Source organism: Micromonospora matsumotoense, from assembly GCF_050951065.1.
Classification (GTDB): domain Bacteria; phylum Actinomycetota; class Actinomycetes; order Mycobacteriales; family Micromonosporaceae; genus Micromonospora; species Micromonospora matsumotoensis.
On sequence record NZ_CP192025.1, the window covers coordinates 4,008,757 to 4,026,384 of the forward strand.

General features: G+C 73.3%; 18 protein-coding genes. 9 read left to right on the forward strand and 9 right to left on the reverse strand.

The genetic code is table 11. The features are described 5' to 3' along the window. The first annotated feature begins 443 nt into the window (after positions 1-443). Positions 444-1,376, forward strand: a complete 933-nt coding sequence (locus tag ACQP1S_RS17665) for a pectate lyase family protein (protein WP_432908115.1) — start codon at positions 444-446, stop codon at positions 1,374-1,376. A 124-nt stretch (positions 1,377-1,500) separates the two neighbouring features. Here the strand turns inward: ACQP1S_RS17665 and map are convergent, their stop codons facing one another. Beyond that, positions 1,501-2,271, reverse strand: coding sequence for a type I methionyl aminopeptidase (gene map, locus ACQP1S_RS17670; protein WP_432896544.1), 771 nt, complete (start codon positions 2,269-2,271; stop codon positions 1,501-1,503). 66 nt (positions 2,272-2,337) lie between these two features. Between map and ACQP1S_RS17675 the strand changes: the two genes are divergently transcribed. The 3 genes from ACQP1S_RS17675 to ACQP1S_RS17685 all read left to right on the forward strand — a co-directional run bounded on the left by ACQP1S_RS17675 (position 2,338) and on the right by ACQP1S_RS17685 (position 4,178). Then, positions 2,338-2,640, forward strand: coding sequence for a helix-turn-helix domain-containing protein (locus ACQP1S_RS17675; protein ID WP_091251114.1), 303 nt, complete (start codon positions 2,338-2,340; stop codon positions 2,638-2,640). 257 nt (positions 2,641-2,897) lie between these two features. Then, positions 2,898-3,401 carry an ATP-binding protein gene (locus ACQP1S_RS17680; protein ID WP_432896548.1) on the forward strand — a complete coding sequence of 168 codons (504 nt, stop codon included), beginning with the start codon at positions 2,898-2,900 and terminating at the stop codon, positions 3,399-3,401. A gap of 60 nt (positions 3,402-3,461) precedes the next feature. Further along, entirely contained in the window at positions 3,462-4,178 is a 717-nt protein-coding gene (locus ACQP1S_RS17685; RefSeq protein WP_432896551.1) for an HD domain-containing protein, read from the forward strand. Between the two features lie 139 nt (positions 4,179-4,317). Here the strand turns inward: ACQP1S_RS17685 and ACQP1S_RS17690 are convergent, their stop codons facing one another. The 5 genes from ACQP1S_RS17690 to ACQP1S_RS17710 all read right to left on the reverse strand — a co-directional run bounded on the left by ACQP1S_RS17690 (position 4,318) and on the right by ACQP1S_RS17710 (position 8,599). Next, positions 4,318-4,758, reverse strand: coding sequence for a barstar family protein (locus ACQP1S_RS17690; RefSeq protein ID WP_432896554.1), 441 nt, complete (start codon positions 4,756-4,758; stop codon positions 4,318-4,320). A gap of 61 nt (positions 4,759-4,819) precedes the next feature. Continuing rightward, entirely contained in the window at positions 4,820-5,299 is a 480-nt protein-coding gene (locus ACQP1S_RS17695; protein ID WP_432896557.1) for a ribonuclease domain-containing protein, read from the reverse strand. Positions 5,300-5,514: 215 nt separating this feature from the next. Further along, positions 5,515-6,738: a cellulose-binding domain-containing protein gene (locus tag ACQP1S_RS17700; protein ID WP_432896560.1), complete on the reverse strand. Its 1,224-nt coding sequence runs from the start codon at positions 6,736-6,738 to the stop codon at positions 5,515-5,517. Between the two features lie 441 nt (positions 6,739-7,179). Further along, positions 7,180-8,034 carry a hypothetical protein gene (locus ACQP1S_RS17705; RefSeq protein ID WP_432896563.1) on the reverse strand — a complete coding sequence of 285 codons (855 nt, stop codon included), beginning with the start codon at positions 8,032-8,034 and terminating at the stop codon, positions 7,180-7,182. A 325-nt stretch (positions 8,035-8,359) separates the two neighbouring features. Then, on the reverse strand, positions 8,360-8,599 hold the full coding sequence (locus ACQP1S_RS17710) for a winged helix-turn-helix domain-containing protein (protein ID WP_432896566.1): 240 nt from the start codon (positions 8,597-8,599) through the stop codon (positions 8,360-8,362). Between the two features lie 313 nt (positions 8,600-8,912). Between ACQP1S_RS17710 and ACQP1S_RS17715 the strand changes: the two genes are divergently transcribed. Further along, positions 8,913-9,182: a DivIVA domain-containing protein gene (locus ACQP1S_RS17715; protein ID WP_363668160.1), complete on the forward strand. Its 270-nt coding sequence runs from the start codon at positions 8,913-8,915 to the stop codon at positions 9,180-9,182. Next, on the forward strand, positions 9,179-9,601 hold the full coding sequence (locus ACQP1S_RS17720) for a hypothetical protein (RefSeq protein WP_432896570.1): 423 nt from the start codon (positions 9,179-9,181) through the stop codon (positions 9,599-9,601). Before ACQP1S_RS17715 ends, ACQP1S_RS17720 begins: the two co-directional genes overlap by 4 nt. A gap of 29 nt (positions 9,602-9,630) precedes the next feature. Here ACQP1S_RS17720 and ACQP1S_RS17725 read toward each other — a convergent pair whose 3' ends face one another. Together ACQP1S_RS17725 and ACQP1S_RS17730 are read right to left on the reverse strand one after the other, a co-directional pair. Continuing rightward, complete coding sequence (locus ACQP1S_RS17725; protein ID WP_432896573.1) at positions 9,631-10,332, reverse strand: VOC family protein; 702 nt, start codon at positions 10,330-10,332, stop codon at positions 9,631-9,633. A gap of 130 nt (positions 10,333-10,462) precedes the next feature. Then, on the reverse strand, positions 10,463-12,265 hold the full coding sequence (locus ACQP1S_RS17730; RefSeq protein WP_432896576.1) for an ABC transporter ATP-binding protein: 1,803 nt from the start codon (positions 12,263-12,265) through the stop codon (positions 10,463-10,465). Positions 12,266-12,592: 327 nt separating this feature from the next. Between ACQP1S_RS17730 and ACQP1S_RS17735 the strand changes: the two genes are divergently transcribed. Beyond that, positions 12,593-12,976: a MarR family winged helix-turn-helix transcriptional regulator gene (locus ACQP1S_RS17735; protein ID WP_432908118.1), complete on the forward strand. Its 384-nt coding sequence runs from the start codon at positions 12,593-12,595 to the stop codon at positions 12,974-12,976. 434 nt (positions 12,977-13,410) lie between these two features. Here ACQP1S_RS17735 and ACQP1S_RS17740 read toward each other — a convergent pair whose 3' ends face one another. After that, positions 13,411-14,241, reverse strand: a complete 831-nt coding sequence (locus tag ACQP1S_RS17740) for a DUF559 domain-containing protein (protein WP_432896579.1) — start codon at positions 14,239-14,241, stop codon at positions 13,411-13,413. 811 nt (positions 14,242-15,052) lie between these two features. Here ACQP1S_RS17740 and ACQP1S_RS17745 point away from each other — a divergent pair. Both ACQP1S_RS17745 and ACQP1S_RS17750 read left to right on the forward strand, forming a co-directional pair. Next, a complete protein-coding gene (locus tag ACQP1S_RS17745; RefSeq protein WP_432896582.1) occupies positions 15,053-16,390 on the forward strand; it encodes a flavin monoamine oxidase family protein in 1,338 nt (445 codons plus the stop codon). Positions 16,391-16,822: 432 nt separating this feature from the next. Continuing rightward, complete coding sequence (locus tag ACQP1S_RS17750) at positions 16,823-17,599, forward strand: lysozyme (RefSeq protein WP_432896585.1); 777 nt, start codon at positions 16,823-16,825, stop codon at positions 17,597-17,599. Positions 17,600-17,628 lie beyond the last annotated feature (29 nt).

The window sequence follows — 17,628 nt, forward strand, 5'->3', positions numbered from 1 at the left end:
ACCCACCACCACACCCTCCGGAGAGTCCTATGCGTCCACGCACCACCGGGGCGGCCCTGGTCGCCCTCTCCCTCCTGCTGACCTCGGGCACCGCCGCGTACGCCGCGCCACCCGACGGGCCGCCCCGGGCCGTCGAGCGGATCGCCCGGCAGACCCTGCCGGCCGGTGACGGCTGGGCGGCCGACGGCCCCGGCACCACCGGCGGCGCGGCGGCCGGCCCGGACCAGGTCCACCTGGTACGCAGCCGGGCCGGCCTGGTCCGCGCGCTGGGCGGCGACAACGCCACCAACCGGAGCAACGCCACCCCGAAGGTGATCGTCGTGGACGGCACTGTGGACGGGTTCGCCGCCGACGACGGCAGCCTGCGCAGCTGTGCCGACCTGGCCGACCCGGAGTACCGCCTGCCGGCCTACCTGGCCGCGTACGACCCGGCGGTGTGGGGCATGGTGCCGCCGACCGGGGCACTGGAGGCCGCCCGGGTCCGCTCGGTGGCCAACCAGACCCGGCAGACGCAGATCAACGTCGGCCCGAACACCACGATCGTCGGCCGACACGGGGCGGTCCTCACCGGACTGACCCTGATGGTCGACGGGGCCGACAACGTGATCGTCCGCAACCTGACCTTCGACGACACCCGGGACTGCTTCCCGGCCTGGTCGCCCACCGACGGCGCGACCGGCAACTGGAACTCCCAGTACGACCAGATCTCGGTACGCCGCAGCGAGCACGTCTGGGTCGACCACAACACCTTCACCGACGGCGACAATCCGGACAGCGCCCAACCGGTGTACTTCGGCCGGCCGTACCAGGTGCACGACGGATCGTTGGACATCACCCACACCGCCAGCCTGGTGACCGCCTCGTACAACCGGTTCACCGGAAGGGACAAGCTGATGCTGATCGGCTCGTCCAACACGGTCGGGCCGGACGTCGGCCGGTTGAAGGTGACGCTGCACCACAACCTGTTCGACCGGGTGCTCCAGCGGCTGCCCCGGGTCCGCTTCGGCCAGGTCGACGTCTACAACAACTGGTACCGGCTGGCCGGCGACGACTTCGCGTACGCGATCGGCGTGGGCGTGCAGTCCGCCGCGTACGTGGAGAACAACTTCTTCACCCTCGGCGTCGGCGTCGCCTCCGGCGACCTGCTGTACGACTGGGGTGGCACCGCGGTCACCACCCGGGGCAACTGGGTGGACGCCGACCGGGCGCTGCCCCGACCGGTCGACCTGGTGGCCGCCTACAACGCGACCCACGACCCGGACCTGGGCGGTGACGCCGGCTGGACGCCGACCCTGCGCGCGTCGCCGGCGGTGCCCGCGCCGCTGGTGCCGCTCGTGGTGGGGCCGCTCGCCGGGGCCGGCCGACTGCCCCTGTGACCCGCCCCCGGTCGGGCCGCGCCGTCCCAGGTGCGGCCCGACCGGGGCGATCGTCGCGCCCCTCGCCGGCGGCCCGCGCGACGACGGGCCGGCACCGGTCGGGGTGCCGGCGGTCGGTGCCGGGTCACCGCGGCAGGGTCATCACCTCGGCGCCGTCGGGGGTGATGGCGATGGTGTGTTCGCTGTGTGCCGTCCGGCAGCCGGTCACGCTGCGCAGCGTCCAGCCGTCGGCGTCGGTGACGAGTTCGGCGGTGTCCGCCATCACCCAGGGCTCCAGGGCCAGCAGCAGCCCGGGGCGCAGCCGGTAGCCGCGACCGGGCCGGCCGGTGTTGGACACGTGCGGGTCCTGGTGCATGGTCGAGCCGACGCCGTGGCCGCCGAACTCGGTGTTGATCCGGTATCCCGCCGCGTCGAGGACGCTGCCGATGGCGTACGAGATGTCACCCACGCGCGCGCCGGGGCCGGCGGCGGCGATCCCGGCGGCCAGCGCGCGCTCGGTCGCGTCGATCAGGGCGACGCTCTCCGGGGACGGCGCGTCGCCCACGACGAAGCTGACGGCCGAGTCGGCGACCACGCCGCCGAGACAGACCGCGAGGTCGAGCGAGAGCAGGTCACCGTCGGCGAGCGGATAGTCGTACGGCAGGCCGTGCAGCACCGCGTCGTTGACCGAGGTGCAGATGTAGTGGCCGAACGGCCCGCGTCCGAAGGACGGCTCGTAGTCGACGTAGCAGGACTGCGCACCGGCCTCGACGATCATGTCCTGCGCCCACTGGTCTATCTCCAGCAGGTTGGTGCCGACCGTGCTGCGACTCTTCAGTGTCCGCAGGATGTCGGCGACCAGAGCGCCGGTGTCCCGCGCACGCACCAGGTCGGCGGGGTTCAGGATCTCGATCATGCGGTGCCTTCCTCGGACCACCAATAAATATCCCGGCCATGTTATCCCGGTACTAGAATCGCAGCCATGGTCAGGTTGCCGCTCACTCCCGCCGAGGTCGAACGCGGACAACGTCTCGGCGCACTGCTGCGCCGCGCCCGGGGGCAGCGTTCGATGCTCGGCACCGCGCTGGCCGCAGGGCTCTCACCGGAGACCCTCCGCAAGATCGAGTCCGGCCGGGTGGCCACCCCCGCCTTCCCGACCATCGCGGTGCTCGCCGACGTCCTGGGCCTCTCGCTCGACGCGGTCTGGGCGGAGATAAGGCGGTCCGACGGCGGCATCGGTCTCGCCGACCCGGTGCCCGACCCGGGCGAGCGGTTGGCCTCGTAGCCGCCGCCGACCGCCGGGTCGCCCCGGTCCGGCCGGGGCGCGACAGCATCCGCCCACTCCCGCCGGCCGGGATCGCCACCCCGCATGGCCGGCATCACCCGCCGGGAGGCCCCGCCCCCGGGGGCGGCACCCGGCGGCGGGCCGGGACAGGCAGAATGGCCCGGGGACGACGATCGGGGCTCGCCGGCACCGGTCGGCCTGTTGGTAGTCGACCTGCCTCGACCCCGGCGGCAAGGATCAGCGGGAGGTGGACGCGGGTGACGGGTGGACGCGACGTCGGCGCGAGCTGCCCCGACCCGACGGCCGGACGCCGCCCGGCGGACGACCCGCCCGGCATGCCGTCGCCGGCCGGCCCGATGGTCCGGGACGCGCCGGTGGTGTTCCGCGCCGCGCTGGCCGCCGACCCGGCCCAACTCTCCCCCACCCGGGAGGCGCTGCGGTCGTGGCTGACCTGGGCCGGGGTGGACGAGGCGGACCTGGAGGTGGTGCTGATCGCCGTCGGCGAGGCGTGCGCCAATGCCATCGAGCACGGTTGCCGCTTCGCGTCCGAGGCCACCGTCACGGTACGGGCCGGGCTGCACGCCGGCCGACTGGAGATCGAGGTGTCCGACACCGGCGGCTGGCGGGAGGGCCCCTCCGACGGGCGGGACCGGGGTCGGGGGCGACTGATCATGGCCCGGTTGATGGACGAGGCACAGCTCGACGGCACCCCCGGCGGGACGACGGTACGCCTGGTCAAGCACCTTTCCGGCAGGAGGTGACCCGGTCACATGCCCGACGACGGGGTCCGCTGGACAGTGAAGATCGGCTATAAGTAGGCGATGGAGTTCCCGCCGTACCTCGCCACCATGCCGATGCACGCGATCACCGAGCTGCACGGCGAGCCGGGCCTGCTGGCCCGGTTCCGGTTGGAGCTGCCGGCCTTCGCGGCGGCCGACCGGGACCGGCTGACCGCCGCCCTGGACCTCGCCGCCGAGCTGCACCGCGACGACCGCCGCTCCCGGGAGCCCTACCTCAACCACCTGCTGCGGGTGTCGATCCGGATGATGCACCACTACCAGGTGCGCGACGTCGACGTGATCGTCGCCGGCCTGCTGCACGACGCGGTGGAGGACCACCCCCGGGAGTTGGCCGGCGCGGAGGCCGTCGATCCGACCGCGGGGGCGCTGGCCACGCTGGCCGACCGGTTCGGGGCGCGGGTGGCCCGGCTCGTCGGCGCGGTCACCAACCCGGTGTACGACCCGGACCGGGACCCGCACGTGCAGTACCGCGAGCACGTCGCGGCCAGCCTGGACCGGGAGCCGTGGGCCCGGGTCATCAAGGTCAGCGACTTCACCGACAACGGCGTGGGGGTGGTCTACGCCGTCGGGCCCAAGGTGGCCCGCTCGGCGGCGAAGTACCGTCCACTGGTGCCGGTCTTCCGTGATCTGATCGCCCGGCCGGACACCCCGCTGTCGGCACCGGTGAAGCGGCACATCTTCGCCCAGCTCGACCTGGCCGAGGAGCGGTTCAGCGCGATCCTCGACCACCCCAACTGACCACGGCCCCCGGCACCGGCGCTGCCCGTCCCCCACCGACCGGGCAAGGGGGCCGGCTCAGCACGCCGGGCGTGGCCGGCGGGCAGGAACAGCGCGGCGCGCCGGGCCAGCGGCAGAAGACGGCTCAGTGCGCCACGCCTCAGTGCGCCACGCCGCCCGGCGGGGCGGCCACGCCGCAGCCGCCGAGGACGGCGGAGAGCCGCAGCCGCAGGGCGGGCAGCCGCTGCGGGGTGTCCCGCAGCACCAGCCGGACCGGCTCCCGGGCACCCGCCGACACCCCGCCGACCACGTCGAGCAGCGTGCCGAGCTGCCCGGGCGGCTCGTCGGCGAGCAGCAGACCGGCGTCGGTCACCTCCAGGGTGACCGGCCCGACGTCGAGCCGGTCGGCCAGCACGTCGGCGAGCGCGTCCCAGTTGCGGCCGAAGTGTCCGGGCAGGTCGAGGGCGTCGGCGAGGGTGTCGAACAGCGCGGGGCGGGTACGGGCCGCCGCGCCGGACACGGTGGCCGACGGCGTCGGGTGCCCCGGCGGCCGGGCCTCGTCGGTCACCCGCAGCCACCCCGGCTGACGCTGTCCGGTCATCGTGCATCCTCCTGCTCGCCCGGGGCGGGCCGGCGGACCGGCCCACCCCGATGGTCCTGGCTCAGATCCGGTAGAAGTTCGCGTAGTGGTCGGGCGAGAACCAGGTCGCCCCGGTGCTCCTGTTCACCACGATGCGGTACGCGTCCCGCGCCGCGCCGGAGACCCGCGGATAGACGTCGTACTCGTAGTAGGTGGCCCCGGCGGGGAGTTGCCCCTCGTAGTTGTGGAACTGGCCGCCGGCGAAGTTCGACAGGCCGCCGCTCCAGGCGTACCAGCCCCGGCTGGTGGGGAAGCTCTTGGCCGACCAGCCGGAGCGGGCGGTACGGGCGTCCGCGCAGCGGGACATCGTGCAGGAGCCGTAGACCGCCGCCGACGCGGAGTCGGTCAGTCTCGGGGTCACCACGGACGGTCCGACCAGCACCGCCGCGACCATGGCCGTCAGCAGGGCGAGCGTGCCCAGCAGGCGACGCGGTCGGGTGACGGGGTGCGGAGCGGGGGTGGCAGGGGTCGGGGCGGTGACGGGGTTCGCGGGAGTGCGCAACGGGTCCTCCGGGTCGCGGGGGCCGACAGGAATGCATCGACCGAGATGGTTATCTCGGTCAGCCACATTCTGGCGGGAGGCGAACCCCGCCGACCAGAGGTCAGCCTGGCAATCGTGGATGAACGCACCATGATCGGCACCCCACCGCCGGCTGAATGGTCAGTCGGCCCGGCCGGGACCGGGCAGCCCCGTCGGCCGCCCGGCCCCGGAGCGGGTCAGCAGCCGATCCGACTGCTGCCCAGGGCGACGTCGTCGTACCAGATGGTGTCCGCGCCCTCGCCGTAGCTCTCCCAGCCCAGCTTCAGGTCGGTCAGCCGGGGCCGCCAGGTGCGGTTGTACCACTGGCCGTCGACGTCGTGGGTGGCCACCCCGTCGGCGGTCAGCCCGGTGATGGCGGTGCCGTCGAGCCAGGTACGCAACTGTCCCTGGTTGCCGTCGACCATGAACTCCAGGCACGTCCAGCGCCCGGTGGGCAGCGGCACGCTCAACGCCACCCCGGCCGGGCTCTGCTCGGGCAGGGTCGCGTCGTCGGAGGCCCGGTTCCACTGCAACGCGCCGTTCTGGCCGCCCATCCGCAGGTCCTTGTTGCCGTCGGCGGTGTCGGTCATCGCCGTCATGGTGACGTGCTGGGTCGGCAGGGCGGTGGTGTGGCGCAGCCAGATCCGGCCGTACCGGACGGTGCCCACGGCGCTGAGGTCCTTGTTGGACCGGACGAAGACGTGGTTGCAGTAACCGGCCGCGCCGTCGATCCGCAGCGAGCGGCTACCGCTGTGCGTGGTGGTCGTGTCCACCGCCGCCCGGCCCGCCCCGGAGCAGTCCGGGTTGACCACGCTCCAGTCGCCGGCCGGCGTGGTGCCGGTCTGGTTCTCGAATCCGTCACAGAGCACCGCGCCGGCACACCCGGCCGGCGGCGGCGTGGTCGGCGGAGGAGTCGTGGGCGGCGGGGTGGTCGGGGGCGGCGTGGTCGGCGGCGGGGTCGTCGGGGGCGGCGTGGTCGGGGGCGGGGTCGTCGGCGGCACCGGCGTGGTGGTCGGAGGCACCGGCGTGGTGGTCGGCGGCGGACCGCCGTTGCACGGTACGCCGTTGAGCGCGAACCCGGTCGGCGCGGTGGCCCCCGAGGTGCTGGTGCCCTGGACGCCGAACTCGGTCGAGCCGCCGGCCGGGACACTGCCGTTCCAGGCGACGTTACGGGCGGTGACCGTCGTGCCGGCCTGACTGACCTGGGCGTTCCAGCCACCGGTGATCCGCTGGCCGCCCGGGTAGGACCAGGTGACGGTCCAACTGCTCAGGGCGGTGTCGCCCGGGGAGACCCGGACGTTGGCGGTGAAGCCGCCGGTCCACTCGTTGGGCTGGTAGTCGATCCGGCAGCCCTGGGCCGCCGAGGCGGTGCCGGCGAGCACGGTGGTGACGGCCGCCGCCACCGTGACGGTGGCAGCCACGGCGGCGGTGATACGGGTACGGGAAATCCTCACAGGGGTCCTTCCGGCTGGCCGTCGGTGTGGACCGACGGCACGGGAGCAGTGACATCGCTCGCGCGTCGACGTGCCTTCTCGGCACATGGACAACAGCCCGGCTCAGGCTGAACAGCCGCCCGGCAACTCGGCGGCACCCGGACCCAATGTAGTGATGGTTGCCTATGGAAACAAGTGCGTCGTCGACCCGCAGACAGGCGAACCAGCATCGGGGCGATCCGGCGGCTCGACAGGCCCAGGGCAACCATGAGCACGAACGTCGTCCCGCTCGCCCCGGCCGATCACCGACATCTGCCCAGGCGGGATCGCCCCCCAACCGGACGGCCAGCTCCGGTATCGACAGCGCACAGATCCGAGCGGCCGCCTCGGCCGGTCGACACGTGATCGGGTCGACCGGCCGAGGGCGGCTCAGCGGCCAGCGGTGAGGCTGGCGCAGTCGGTCTCGTCAGGCAGCAGCGGGCGGAGGGTCACCGTCCACCGCTTCCCGCCGGAGGTCCACGGGGTCGCGGCGTTGGCCTTGCCGGCGGTGGCGATCAGTTGTTGCACGGCGGTGCCGGTGACCGTCACACAGCCCAGGTTGAGGCCCTCGCCGAGGCTGGCACCGGGCAACGTCGGGCCGAGCCACTCCACCCTGGGCTGCTTCGCCGTCTCCGGGGTGGCGACCCACGGCCCGGCCACCGCCGCGATGGCGGTCGGCTGGTACGGCTGCGTCGCCGCGCCCGCCGGGTCGGTCACCTTGTCGGCGAACGCCCGCAGTTTGTCGCGGGCGGCCTGCTGGGCGGCGGTCAGGCCGGACTGCGGGCCGGTCGCCTCGCCCAGCGCGTAGACCTCCAACTGCTCGGTGCCGACCGACCCCCGGATGGTGAAGCGGGTGGTGGCCACGTCGGTGATCGACGGGGTGCCCACGTCGACGGAGCTGCCCACCCCGGCGGCGCGGGCCTGCTCGACCAGCTTCGCCACCTCGGCCGCGCTGATCGTGCGGACCTGGATGTTGGGCAGCGCCGGCCCGGGATAGCTCAGGACCGTCGGCCCCTGGGTGATCACCCGGCCGTCACCGTAGACGCTGACGGCCGGCAGCCGGGTGAGGTTCGTCTCGGGCCGCACGAAGCCGCCCGTGTGGTCGATCCGGAGCACCGGCACATCGGCCGGAAAGGTAGGCGTGGCATCCTCGGATGCACCGGTCGGCTCACCCTGCCCCGCGCAGGCAGCCGTGAGCAGGAGCAGCGGAACGACCGCCACCCACATGCCTCGAAAACTCGTCATACCCCTTGGACGCACCCAGACCCCCCACGGCTCCCCCCACTTTCCCCACCCCCACCCCACCTCCCGCTCCCACCCCACCCCACCCCGCCCGGTGATCAAGAGGTTTACGTCAAGGTTGATCTTCTGAATGACACAAACCTCTTGATCACCGGGGCGGGGCGCTCGGCGTGGGGCGCGGGCGAGGTGGAGCGGAGACGCAGGGCGCAGAGCCTGCCATGCGCCTGGTGATCAAGGAGTTTGCGTCATCGGGGAAATCAAAGTTGACGTAAACCTCTTGATCACCAGGCAGATCGCCGCGTGAGGCGGGGTGAGGGGGGTCAACGGGTCAGGGTTCGCGCATCCAGAGCTTCGGGTCGGCGATGAAGACGCCCTTGCCCTGGTGTCGGCGAATGACGCGCAGTGCCTCCAGCCGCACGTAGACCATCTGGATCGTCGACGTGCCGACCTTGTAATCGGCCGCCATCTCCGCGATCGAGGGCAGCTTATCCTCTGGCTTGAGCTTCTTGGCCCTCACGCCGGCGATGACGTCGTCAGCGATACGGATGTAGTCGGGTGTCGTAGGCATGGCGCTCCTTGCGTGGCACGCCAATTCGATCACGAATCGCCCACGGGCGACAACACTCAGTGGTTGACTTAAACGACTAAGCCGTTAGTGTTGAGCGTGAGCCGCTCCTCGCGTGGCAACGAGAACGGCTTTCCCCTGGTCGGGGCGGGTGCGGGTGCCCGTCCCGACCCCATCCGGCTGCCCTGCTGTCGTACCGCCGATGTGGGCTGCGACGGCCGGGCCGGCGGGTCGTCCGCAGCCGGCGGCGGACGACCCGCCTTCCAGCACCACCGATAGGACCCTTCCACCCTCCCCCGCACCGGAAAGGACCCCCGTGGCCCAGGTGTATCGGGGTGGCCAGCCCTACGGGACCGGCCGCCCGGCGCTACTGACCCCCCACGAGGTACGCACCCACGAGTTTCCGCCACGCCGACGCGGCGTCGACCCCGTCGAGGTACACCGGTTCCAGGCCCGACTCGCCGACGAACTCGCCGCGTTGTACCAGGAGATCCGCGTCCTGGCCCAGGAGAACGACCGGCTGAGGCGGGCCCTGCGCGACTGGCAGGCCCGGCAGTGCCGACCGCGCAACGGCGGGCCCTGGTGAGCGGCGGGACACCGGCCGTCGCGCCACCCCGCCCCGGTGAGCTGCTGATCATCGACCGGGCCGCCTCGGTGCAGTTCGCCGGGGAACGCGCCCTGCGGTTCCGGGTCGTGTCGGTGGGCGAGACCGTGCCCTATCGGGCCTGGCTCTGGCTCACCGGGTACGTCCTGGATCGGCACGACCGGGCGGTGTCCAGGCGGGAGATATTCGTCCGGCTCGACGGCCTGCGCCCGGCCCCGCCAGCGGCCCCACCGACCCGGGCCGACCGGGGCAACGCCGCGCGATCACCAGCGCCGACCCCGCCGCCCCGAGTCGGTTCCGCCGGTGCGCGGCCGGCAGCGTCTGCCCGCCGCACTGAGCCGGCAACACCGGTGCGCGACCGACAGCACCAGGCCCGCCGGGCCGGCACCGGTTCCGGGTGAACCGGCCGAGCTGAACCGTGCCGGGCGGTTCAGGGCACCGGAGTCTCCTCGGTGGGGTGGCGATCGGGTTGGCCCTGGCGGGCGCGCAGGAACGGGCCGAGGCCCATTCCGTCCTCGGTGGCCAGGAACGCGCCGCGCGCGGTGAGCAGCGTCTCGTCGGCGTGCGTCATGCAACCCCACGCCGTGTCGCCCCACGAGTCGGCGAGCTTGACCTCTGCCGGCTCGGGGCACGGCTCGCCGCGCGGGCCGCCGATCTGGCACCGGGCGGGTGCGCCGCCGCGCCGACCGACCGCCTCGGCGGCCTCCCGGATCAGCGAGAACCGCACCTCACCGCCCGCCTGCGGGTCCCGCTCCTGCGGCGGTACGGCCTGCCGCTGCCCGAAGGCGACCACGTTGCCGTCGGGGTCGGTGACCCGGCACTCGCCCCCGGGGGCGTGCTCCGGGTAGCCGGCCTTCTCGACCGGGTGCCCGGCGGCGGTGAGCCGCTCGGCGGTCGCGGTCAGGTCGTCGACGTACAGGTAGACGAGCAGGGGCAGCTCGACGGTGACCAGGCGGGGGGTGACCGCCGCCAGCAGCAGCGTCAACTCCCCGCACCGCAGGTACGACCAGCGTGATCCGCCGTCGCCGCCGGCCCGGATCTCGGTGTAGCCGAAGATCTCGTAGAACCGTCGGGCCGCGTCGGCGTCCGCCACGTACAGCACCGGCACCTGGGCCCGCACACCACTTTGCACGGCGTCACTCTAGCCACTGCCGATCGGGAACTCACGTCTCACAGTTCGGGTTTTCGATCCCGCGCCATCGCCCCTGTTCACGGCCCCGCCGGGAGCGGTCGGGGCGCGGGGCGGCGGGACGGCTCGTCGGTCAGGTGGCCAGGGTGGCGTACCGGCCGGCGCGGGCCACCAGCGTCTCGTGGGTGCCGGACTCGACGATCCGACCGTGGTCGAGCACCGCGATCTGGTCGGCGTGCCGCACGGTGGAGAGCCGGTGCGCGATGGTGATCACCGTGCGCCCCTCGGCGAGGGTGTCGAAGGCCCGTTGCACGGCGCGTTCGGTCTCGGTGTCCAGCGCGCTGGTCGCCTCGTCCAGCACCAGCACCCGGGGGTCGCGCAGCAGCGTACGGGCGATCGCCAGACGCTGCTTCTCGCCGCCGGAGAAGCGGTGGCCCCGGGAGCCGACGACCGTGTCGTACCCGTCGGGAAGGGCGGCGATCAGGTCGTGGATCTGCGCGGCGCGGGCGGCGTCGGCCAACTGGGCGTCGGTGGCGTCGGGGCGCGCGTACCGCAGATTCTCCCGGATGGTGGTGTGCAGCAGGTAGGTCTCCTGGCTGACCACGCCCACGACGGCGGCCAGGTCGGTGAGGCGCAGGTCGCGCAGGTCGACACCGTCGATGGTGATCCGGCCGGCGTCCGGGTCGTGCAGGCGGCTGACCAGGGCGGCGAGGGTGCTCTTGCCGGAGCCGGTCTCGCCGACCAGGGCGAGGCTGGTGCCCGCCGGGACGTCCAGGCTGATGCCGGCGACGGCGGCGGTGTCGCTGCCGGGGTAGCTGAAGGTGACGTCCTCGACGCGCAGGTGCCCGCGCACCCGGGTCGGGTCGAGCGGCACCGGCCGGGCCGGGTCGTCCACCTCCACCGGCAGGTCGAGGTACTCGAAGATCCGGGCGAACAGCGCCAGCGAGGCGGTCAGCGTGACGCCCACGTTGAGCAGCCCCATCAGCGGCCGGAACAGCCCACCCTGTAGGGCGGTGAAGGCGACCAGGGTGCCGATGCTGAGCGTGCCGGCGGTGCCGGGCAGCCCCGCGCCGAGGTAGATCACCGCCGGGATGGCGGCGAAGATGATCGTCATGGTGGCCATCCGCCAGCGGCCGGCCAGCTCCGAGCGCAGCTCCAGGTCGACCAGGCGGGCCGAGCTGGTGGTGAACCGGTCGATCAGCGCGCCACCCGCGCCGAGGGTCTTGCTGAGCTGCACGCCGCTGATCGACAGCCCCTCCTCGATGGTGACGTTGAGGTCGGCCAGCTCCCGCTGGCGCTGGGCGGTGATCTCGCGGCGCATCGCGGCGACCCGGCGGGTCAGCCAGATGGCCGGCGGCAGCACCACCAACGAGACCAGGGTGAGCCGCCAGGACAGCGCCACCATGGCGACCAGGGTGGCCACCACGGTGGTCAGGTTGGACGCGATCGACGTGGCGGTGGAGGTGACCACGGCCTGCATGCCGCCGATGTCGTTGGTGATCCGCGACTGCACCTCGCCGGTGCGGGTGCGGGTGAAGAACGCGATCGACTGCCGGTGCAGATGGGCGAAGACGTCGGTGCGCAGCCGGTGCATCACCAGCTGCCCGACCCGGGTGGAGATCCAGGTCTGCGCCACGCCGAGCACGGCGGTCACCGCCGCCACGGCGATCATGCCGACGACCAGCCAGACCAGCAGGGTCAGGTCGCGTTCCGGCAACGCGCGGTCGATCACCGCCCGCAGCAGGAAGGGCGAGGCCATCGCGACCATCGACGACACCACGATGATCGCGGTGACCACGGCCAACTGCCCACGGTACGCGGTGAACAGCCGACCGATCCGGCGCAGCGAGACGGCACGGGCCTGGGACTTCTCGGCGGCACTGACGGTCCGGGGGGCGCCGCCGCGGCCCTCCCGGTGGGTTTGGGTGGTATCCAAGGGTTCCTTCTTTCGTCCGGGGGTGCGTGCTTCGTGTTGTCACCGGGGTTGGTGCTCCCGGTCGGGGGTTTCACGGGTTCGGGTAATGCTGAGGTTACCTCATCATGAGGTAGCAACAGCGACTCCTGCTACCGTATTCCGGTGACCGGTGCGACATCCGACCCGCCAGCCGAACCGGCCGCGCGCTCCGGCTCTCCGCCAGCCGAGCGCGTTGCTGAACCGCCGGCCGCGCGCTCCGCCCCTCCACCGGCAGCGCGCGTTACTGAAGCGCCGGCCACCTGCTCCGTCGAGCCGTCGACCGAGCCGGCCGAGGAGAGCCTCGCGGAGTTGTTCTGGGCGGTGGCCCGACGGCTGCGCCACCAGTCCCGGCGTACCCTCGAACCCTGGGACGTCAACCCCGGACACGCCCGCGCCCTCGCGGTGCTGACCCGGCACGGCGCAATGCGGCTCAGCGCCCTCGCCGAGCACCTGCACATCGCACCCCGCTCCACCACCGAGGTCGTCGACGGCCTGGAGGAACGCGGGCTCGTCGCACGCCGGCCCGACCCGGCCGACCGGCGGGCGACCCTGGTCGCGCCGACCGACGAGGGTACGCGCGTCGGCGCGGCCATCCGGACGGCCCGCAGCGCCGAGGCGGAACGCTTCTTCGGCCACCTCTCCCCCACCGACCACACCGACCTCACCCGCATCCTCCGCACCCTCCGCGACTGACCCCACCCGCCGGCCACCTGGCACCTGGCACCTGGCACCTCGCACCTCGCACCTCGCACCTGGAGAGCCACACCGAGGTCCGACATGCCGCGCCGCGCTGTCCCGTGCAGCGCCGCACCAGCCGTGCCGCGCTGCCCCGCACCGCCCTGCCCCACGCCGTCCCGCCGTCCCGCCGTCCCGCCGTCCCGCCGTCCCGTGCGGCGTCGCATCACACCGTGCCGCGCTGCCCCACGCTGCGCCGTGCGGCCTCGCGCCACATCGTTCCTCGCTGCCCCGCACCGCCCGGCCCCCCGCCATCCCGTGCGGCGTCGCATCACGCCGTTCCTCGCTGCCCCGTACCGTCCTGCCCCCACGATGCGCCGTGCGGCGTCACACCACCGTGCCGCGCTGCCCCGTGCTGCCCCACTGCTTGTGAGTGTCAGTCCTGCAGGTGTTCATGGCGGTGGGAAGGCAGTGTCTCGACCGACCAACGTGTCTGCGCGTCGGGTGGCGAGGATCGCGTGCACCTCGCGACGGACCGCATCGGGCTCGTGGACCAGGCGGTGGCGGGCGAAGCGCACCACCAGGATGCCGACGGTGGCGAGCAGCGCGTCCCGGCGCAGGTCGATCTCCCGCTCGCGGGGATCACCGTGGGTCGTCGCGCCGTCGAGTTCGAAGTCGACGCGCTCCCGCTCGGCGTACACGTCGAGGTAGATGGTGCGCCGACCGACGGCGATCCGGGCCTGCCGGCGGAAGACGGGCATTCCCGGGCCGGTGAAGACGTGGTCGTGCCCCCAGATCTCCAGCGGGCTACGGCAGCCGGCGGCAAGCCGGTCGAGCAGGGTGCGCAACTGCGCCCGGCCGGTCAGCCTCGGCACGGCGGTAAGCACTGGGGCGATCCGGCCCGGGGTGGTGAGCCGGTCGTTGACGGCTTTGATCACCGGAGCGGGGCGATCCTGCGGGGGCAACACCGACCAGGCGTCGACCAGTGCCCGTTCCAACCGCACCACCGCAAGACCACGCCGGGTCAGCACCCCGGGTGGGGCGAGGGAGAGGTCGTCCCGGCGGTGGATCACGAGGTGCGATCGGCTCCTGAGGCCGGAACCCGCCATCACGTCCAGGCGCACCGGCTCCCCGTCCGGCTGCCTGCGTACTCCCCAGACGGCGAGGGCGGTGACACTGCCCAGCGCCGCACGCCCGTCGGCCCAGGCGAGCGCCGCCCGGTGACGGCGGGTGACGTCCAGCAGCCGGAACGCCTCGTCACCATCGGGTCCGACGGCTCCCACCCCGGCAACGGAACCCGGCGCGGCACGACCGAAGGTGGCCGAAGCCCTCGACGCAGCGGCGGAGACAGGGGTACGCCCAGCGACGCCGGCACTGTCGACAGCGGAGGCCGCGCGGGCGGCAGCGGAGGAGGCACTGTCGGCAGCAGGGAAGGCGCGGGCGGCAGCGGAAGCACAGAGGTCAACGGCGGCCAGGGAGCCGGAGGCGAAAGAGCCGGAGGGGGAAGAGCCGGAGGGGGAAGAAGTGGGGGTAACGGAGACAGTGAAGGCGGAGGGGGTGATGAGGGCGGCGTCGACGTAGACGCCGGGCAGGACCCGCCGGAGTTGGCCCACGCGATGGGCACGGGTGAGCACCCAGGCCGGCACCACCTGCACCACTGCCCGGCGCGTCACCACCCCATCGTCCCGCTCCACCAACGCTCGCAACACCGGGTGCATGCCCGAAGGCTGCCTCCGGCAGGCGTACCGCAGCAACACTCCGCTACCGCCCTGTGGACACCCACCACCGCTGTGGACAACACCCCACTCGTCAACGAGATCTGCTAAGGAACCAAGGCATCCCTGGCCGGGCTACCGGGTGCGCTCAAGATCAGATTGCAATTACGAGCACTTTCCCCGGCGTGTCGTCTACTTTTCGGCACTCTGATCACCAGTGCAGCACGACGCGGGGGCGGGACGCGGGGCCGGGGCGGGGGCGGGGGCGGGACGCGGGGGCGGGACGCGGGGGCGGGACGCGGGGGCGGGACGCGGGGGCGGGACGCGGGGGCCGGGGCGGGGGCGGGACGCGGGGGTGGGTGGGCGTAGCGGCGGGTGGGTGGGGTATGCGCGGGCGATGCGGGTGGTGGTGGTCGGTGGGGGGTTTTCGGGGCTCGCCGCTGCGGCGGTGTTGTGTCGGGGTGGGGCACGGGTGCGGGTGCTGGAGGCCCGGGAGCGGATCGGGGGGCGGGTGCTCACCCGGCGGCTGGACGACGGCACCGCGCTGGATCTGGGCGCGCAGTGGATCGGGCCGACCCAGGAGCGGATGGCCGCCCTGGTCGCCGGGTACGGGCTGGACACCTTCCCGTCGGCCGCCCACGGCAGGACGGCGGTGCGCTGGGACGGGCGGCTACGGGAAGCCCCGCCGGAGTCGGCACGGCGGCTGGTGGACCTGCTGGACCGCCTCGCCGCCGAGGTGGACCCGGCCGTGCCGTGGCGGGCGGCGCGCGCGGACGAGTGGGATCGGCTCACCTTCGGCGGCTGGTTGGCCACCGTCGCGCCCGATCCGGTGACCGCCCGGCATGTCGGTCGACTGCTCGCCGGTGGGTTGCTGGCGGCGGACCCGGACGAGGTGTCGCTGTTGCAGGTGCTGTTCTACCTGCGCAGCGGCGGCGGAAGTGCACTGCTGCTGGGAATGGCCGGGGGTGCCCAGCAGGATCGGATCGTGGGCGGTCCACCGGCTCTGGCAGAACGGATGGCGGCGGCCCTGCCCGCGGGCACCGTGCGGCCCGGGGCCCCGGTGCGGGCCATCCACCAGGACGATCTCAAGGTGGTGGCGTACACCGACGACGGGGCGTACCCGGCGGAGGCGGTCGTGGTGGCGATGGCCCCGGCGCTCGCGGGCCGGATCGCGTACTCCCCGGCGTTGCCCGTCCTGCGTGACGGGCTGACCCAGCGGATGCCGATGGGCTCGGCGCTGAAGCTGCACGCGGTCTACCCGACGCCGTTCTGGCGGGCCGCTGGGCGCTCCGGGGTGACCACCTCCGCGGAGGGGCCGGTGACCGAGACGGTGGACAACTCCACCCCGGGGTCGACGCGCGGGGTGCTGACCGCGTTCAGCTACGGTCGGCAGGCCCGTGAGCTGCGCCGCCTGTCGCCGGGCCGGCGACAGGCGGCGGTGCTGGCAGCGCTGGTGGAGTTGGTCGGCCCGGCCGCCGCCGAGCCCGACGATCTCATCGAGTACGACTGGTCGGCCGACGAGTGGACCCGGGGTTGCTTCTGCGGGTCGCTGACGCCGGGCTCCTGGCGGGACTACGGGCCCGCGCTGCGGCAACCGGTCGGACGGGTGCACTGGGCCGGCACCGAGACGGCGACCCGCTGGACCGGTTACCTGGAGGGGGCGGTGCTGGCCGGCGAGCGGGCGGCAGCCGAGATCCTCGCCCGCCCGACCACCTGAACCCCGCCCGACCATCGAGCCCCAGCAGACCGCGAGCCCCAGTGACCGCCGAGCCCCGGTCGACCGCCGAGCCCCGCCACCACCTGAACCCCGGCCGACCGCCGAGCCTGGGCCGACCATCGAGCCCGGCCGACCGCTGAGGCACCGGCCGACCGCTGAGGCACCAGCCGGCCGCTGAACTCCGGCCGACCGCTGAGGCACCAGCCGGCCGCTGAACTCCGGCCGACCGCGTGGACTCCGCCCCGCCACAAGAACCTTGGCCGATCCGGTCCGGCCGCACCTCGACCGTCGCGTCCCGCGCCGATCCAGCACCGGCAAGGATCGACGATCTTGACTACATCTATTGAAACCTATCTCCAGGCGTGACCTAATACCTGACAGTTCCTTTCGTCGCTCCCGCCGTACCCATGCGGCATCCCTCAGGGAGGAAAGATGAACCGTCTCCGCGCAATCGCGGGCCCGCTGCTGGCGACCGCCACCCTGGTCGCCGCCACCCTCGGCGTCGCCACCCCCGCCGCCGCCGCCCCCACCACTGCCACCCGCGACGTCGTCACCCCGGCCGCCGCCGCCCCGGCCGGCCTGCCCGGTATGGACGTCTCCAGCTACCAGGGCACCGTCAACTGGTCCGGCGCCTGGAACAACGGTGCCCGGTTCGCCTACGTGAAGGCCACCGAGGGCACCTACTACACCAACCCGTCCTTCGCCCAGCAGTACAACGGCTCGTACACCGTCGGGATGATCCGGGGTTCGTACCACTTCGCCCGGCCGGACACCACGACGGGCGCCGCCCAGGCCAACTACTTCGTCGACCACGGCGGCGGCTGGTCGAAGGACGGCCGGACGCTGCCCGGCGCGCTCGACATCGAGTACAACCCCTACGGCGCGACCTGTTACGGGCTGAGCCAGAGCGCCATGCGCACCTGGATCGCGTCCTTCGTCAACCAGTACCAGGCCCGCACCGGGCGCTGGGCGACGATCTACACCACCACCGACTGGTGGACCACCTGCACCGGCAACTACAGCGGCTTCGCCGCCACCAACCCGCTCTGGCTCGCCCGCTACGCCGGCACGGTGGGCGCCCTGCCGGCCGGCTGGTCCACGTACTCCTTCTGGCAGTGGGCGTCGTCGGGCACCTTCCCGGGCGACCAGAACGTCTGGAACGGCACCCTCGACCGGCTCCGGGTGCTGGCCTGCAACGGCCCCTGCTGACCCGACCGCCCCGACACCCGCGAGGAGCC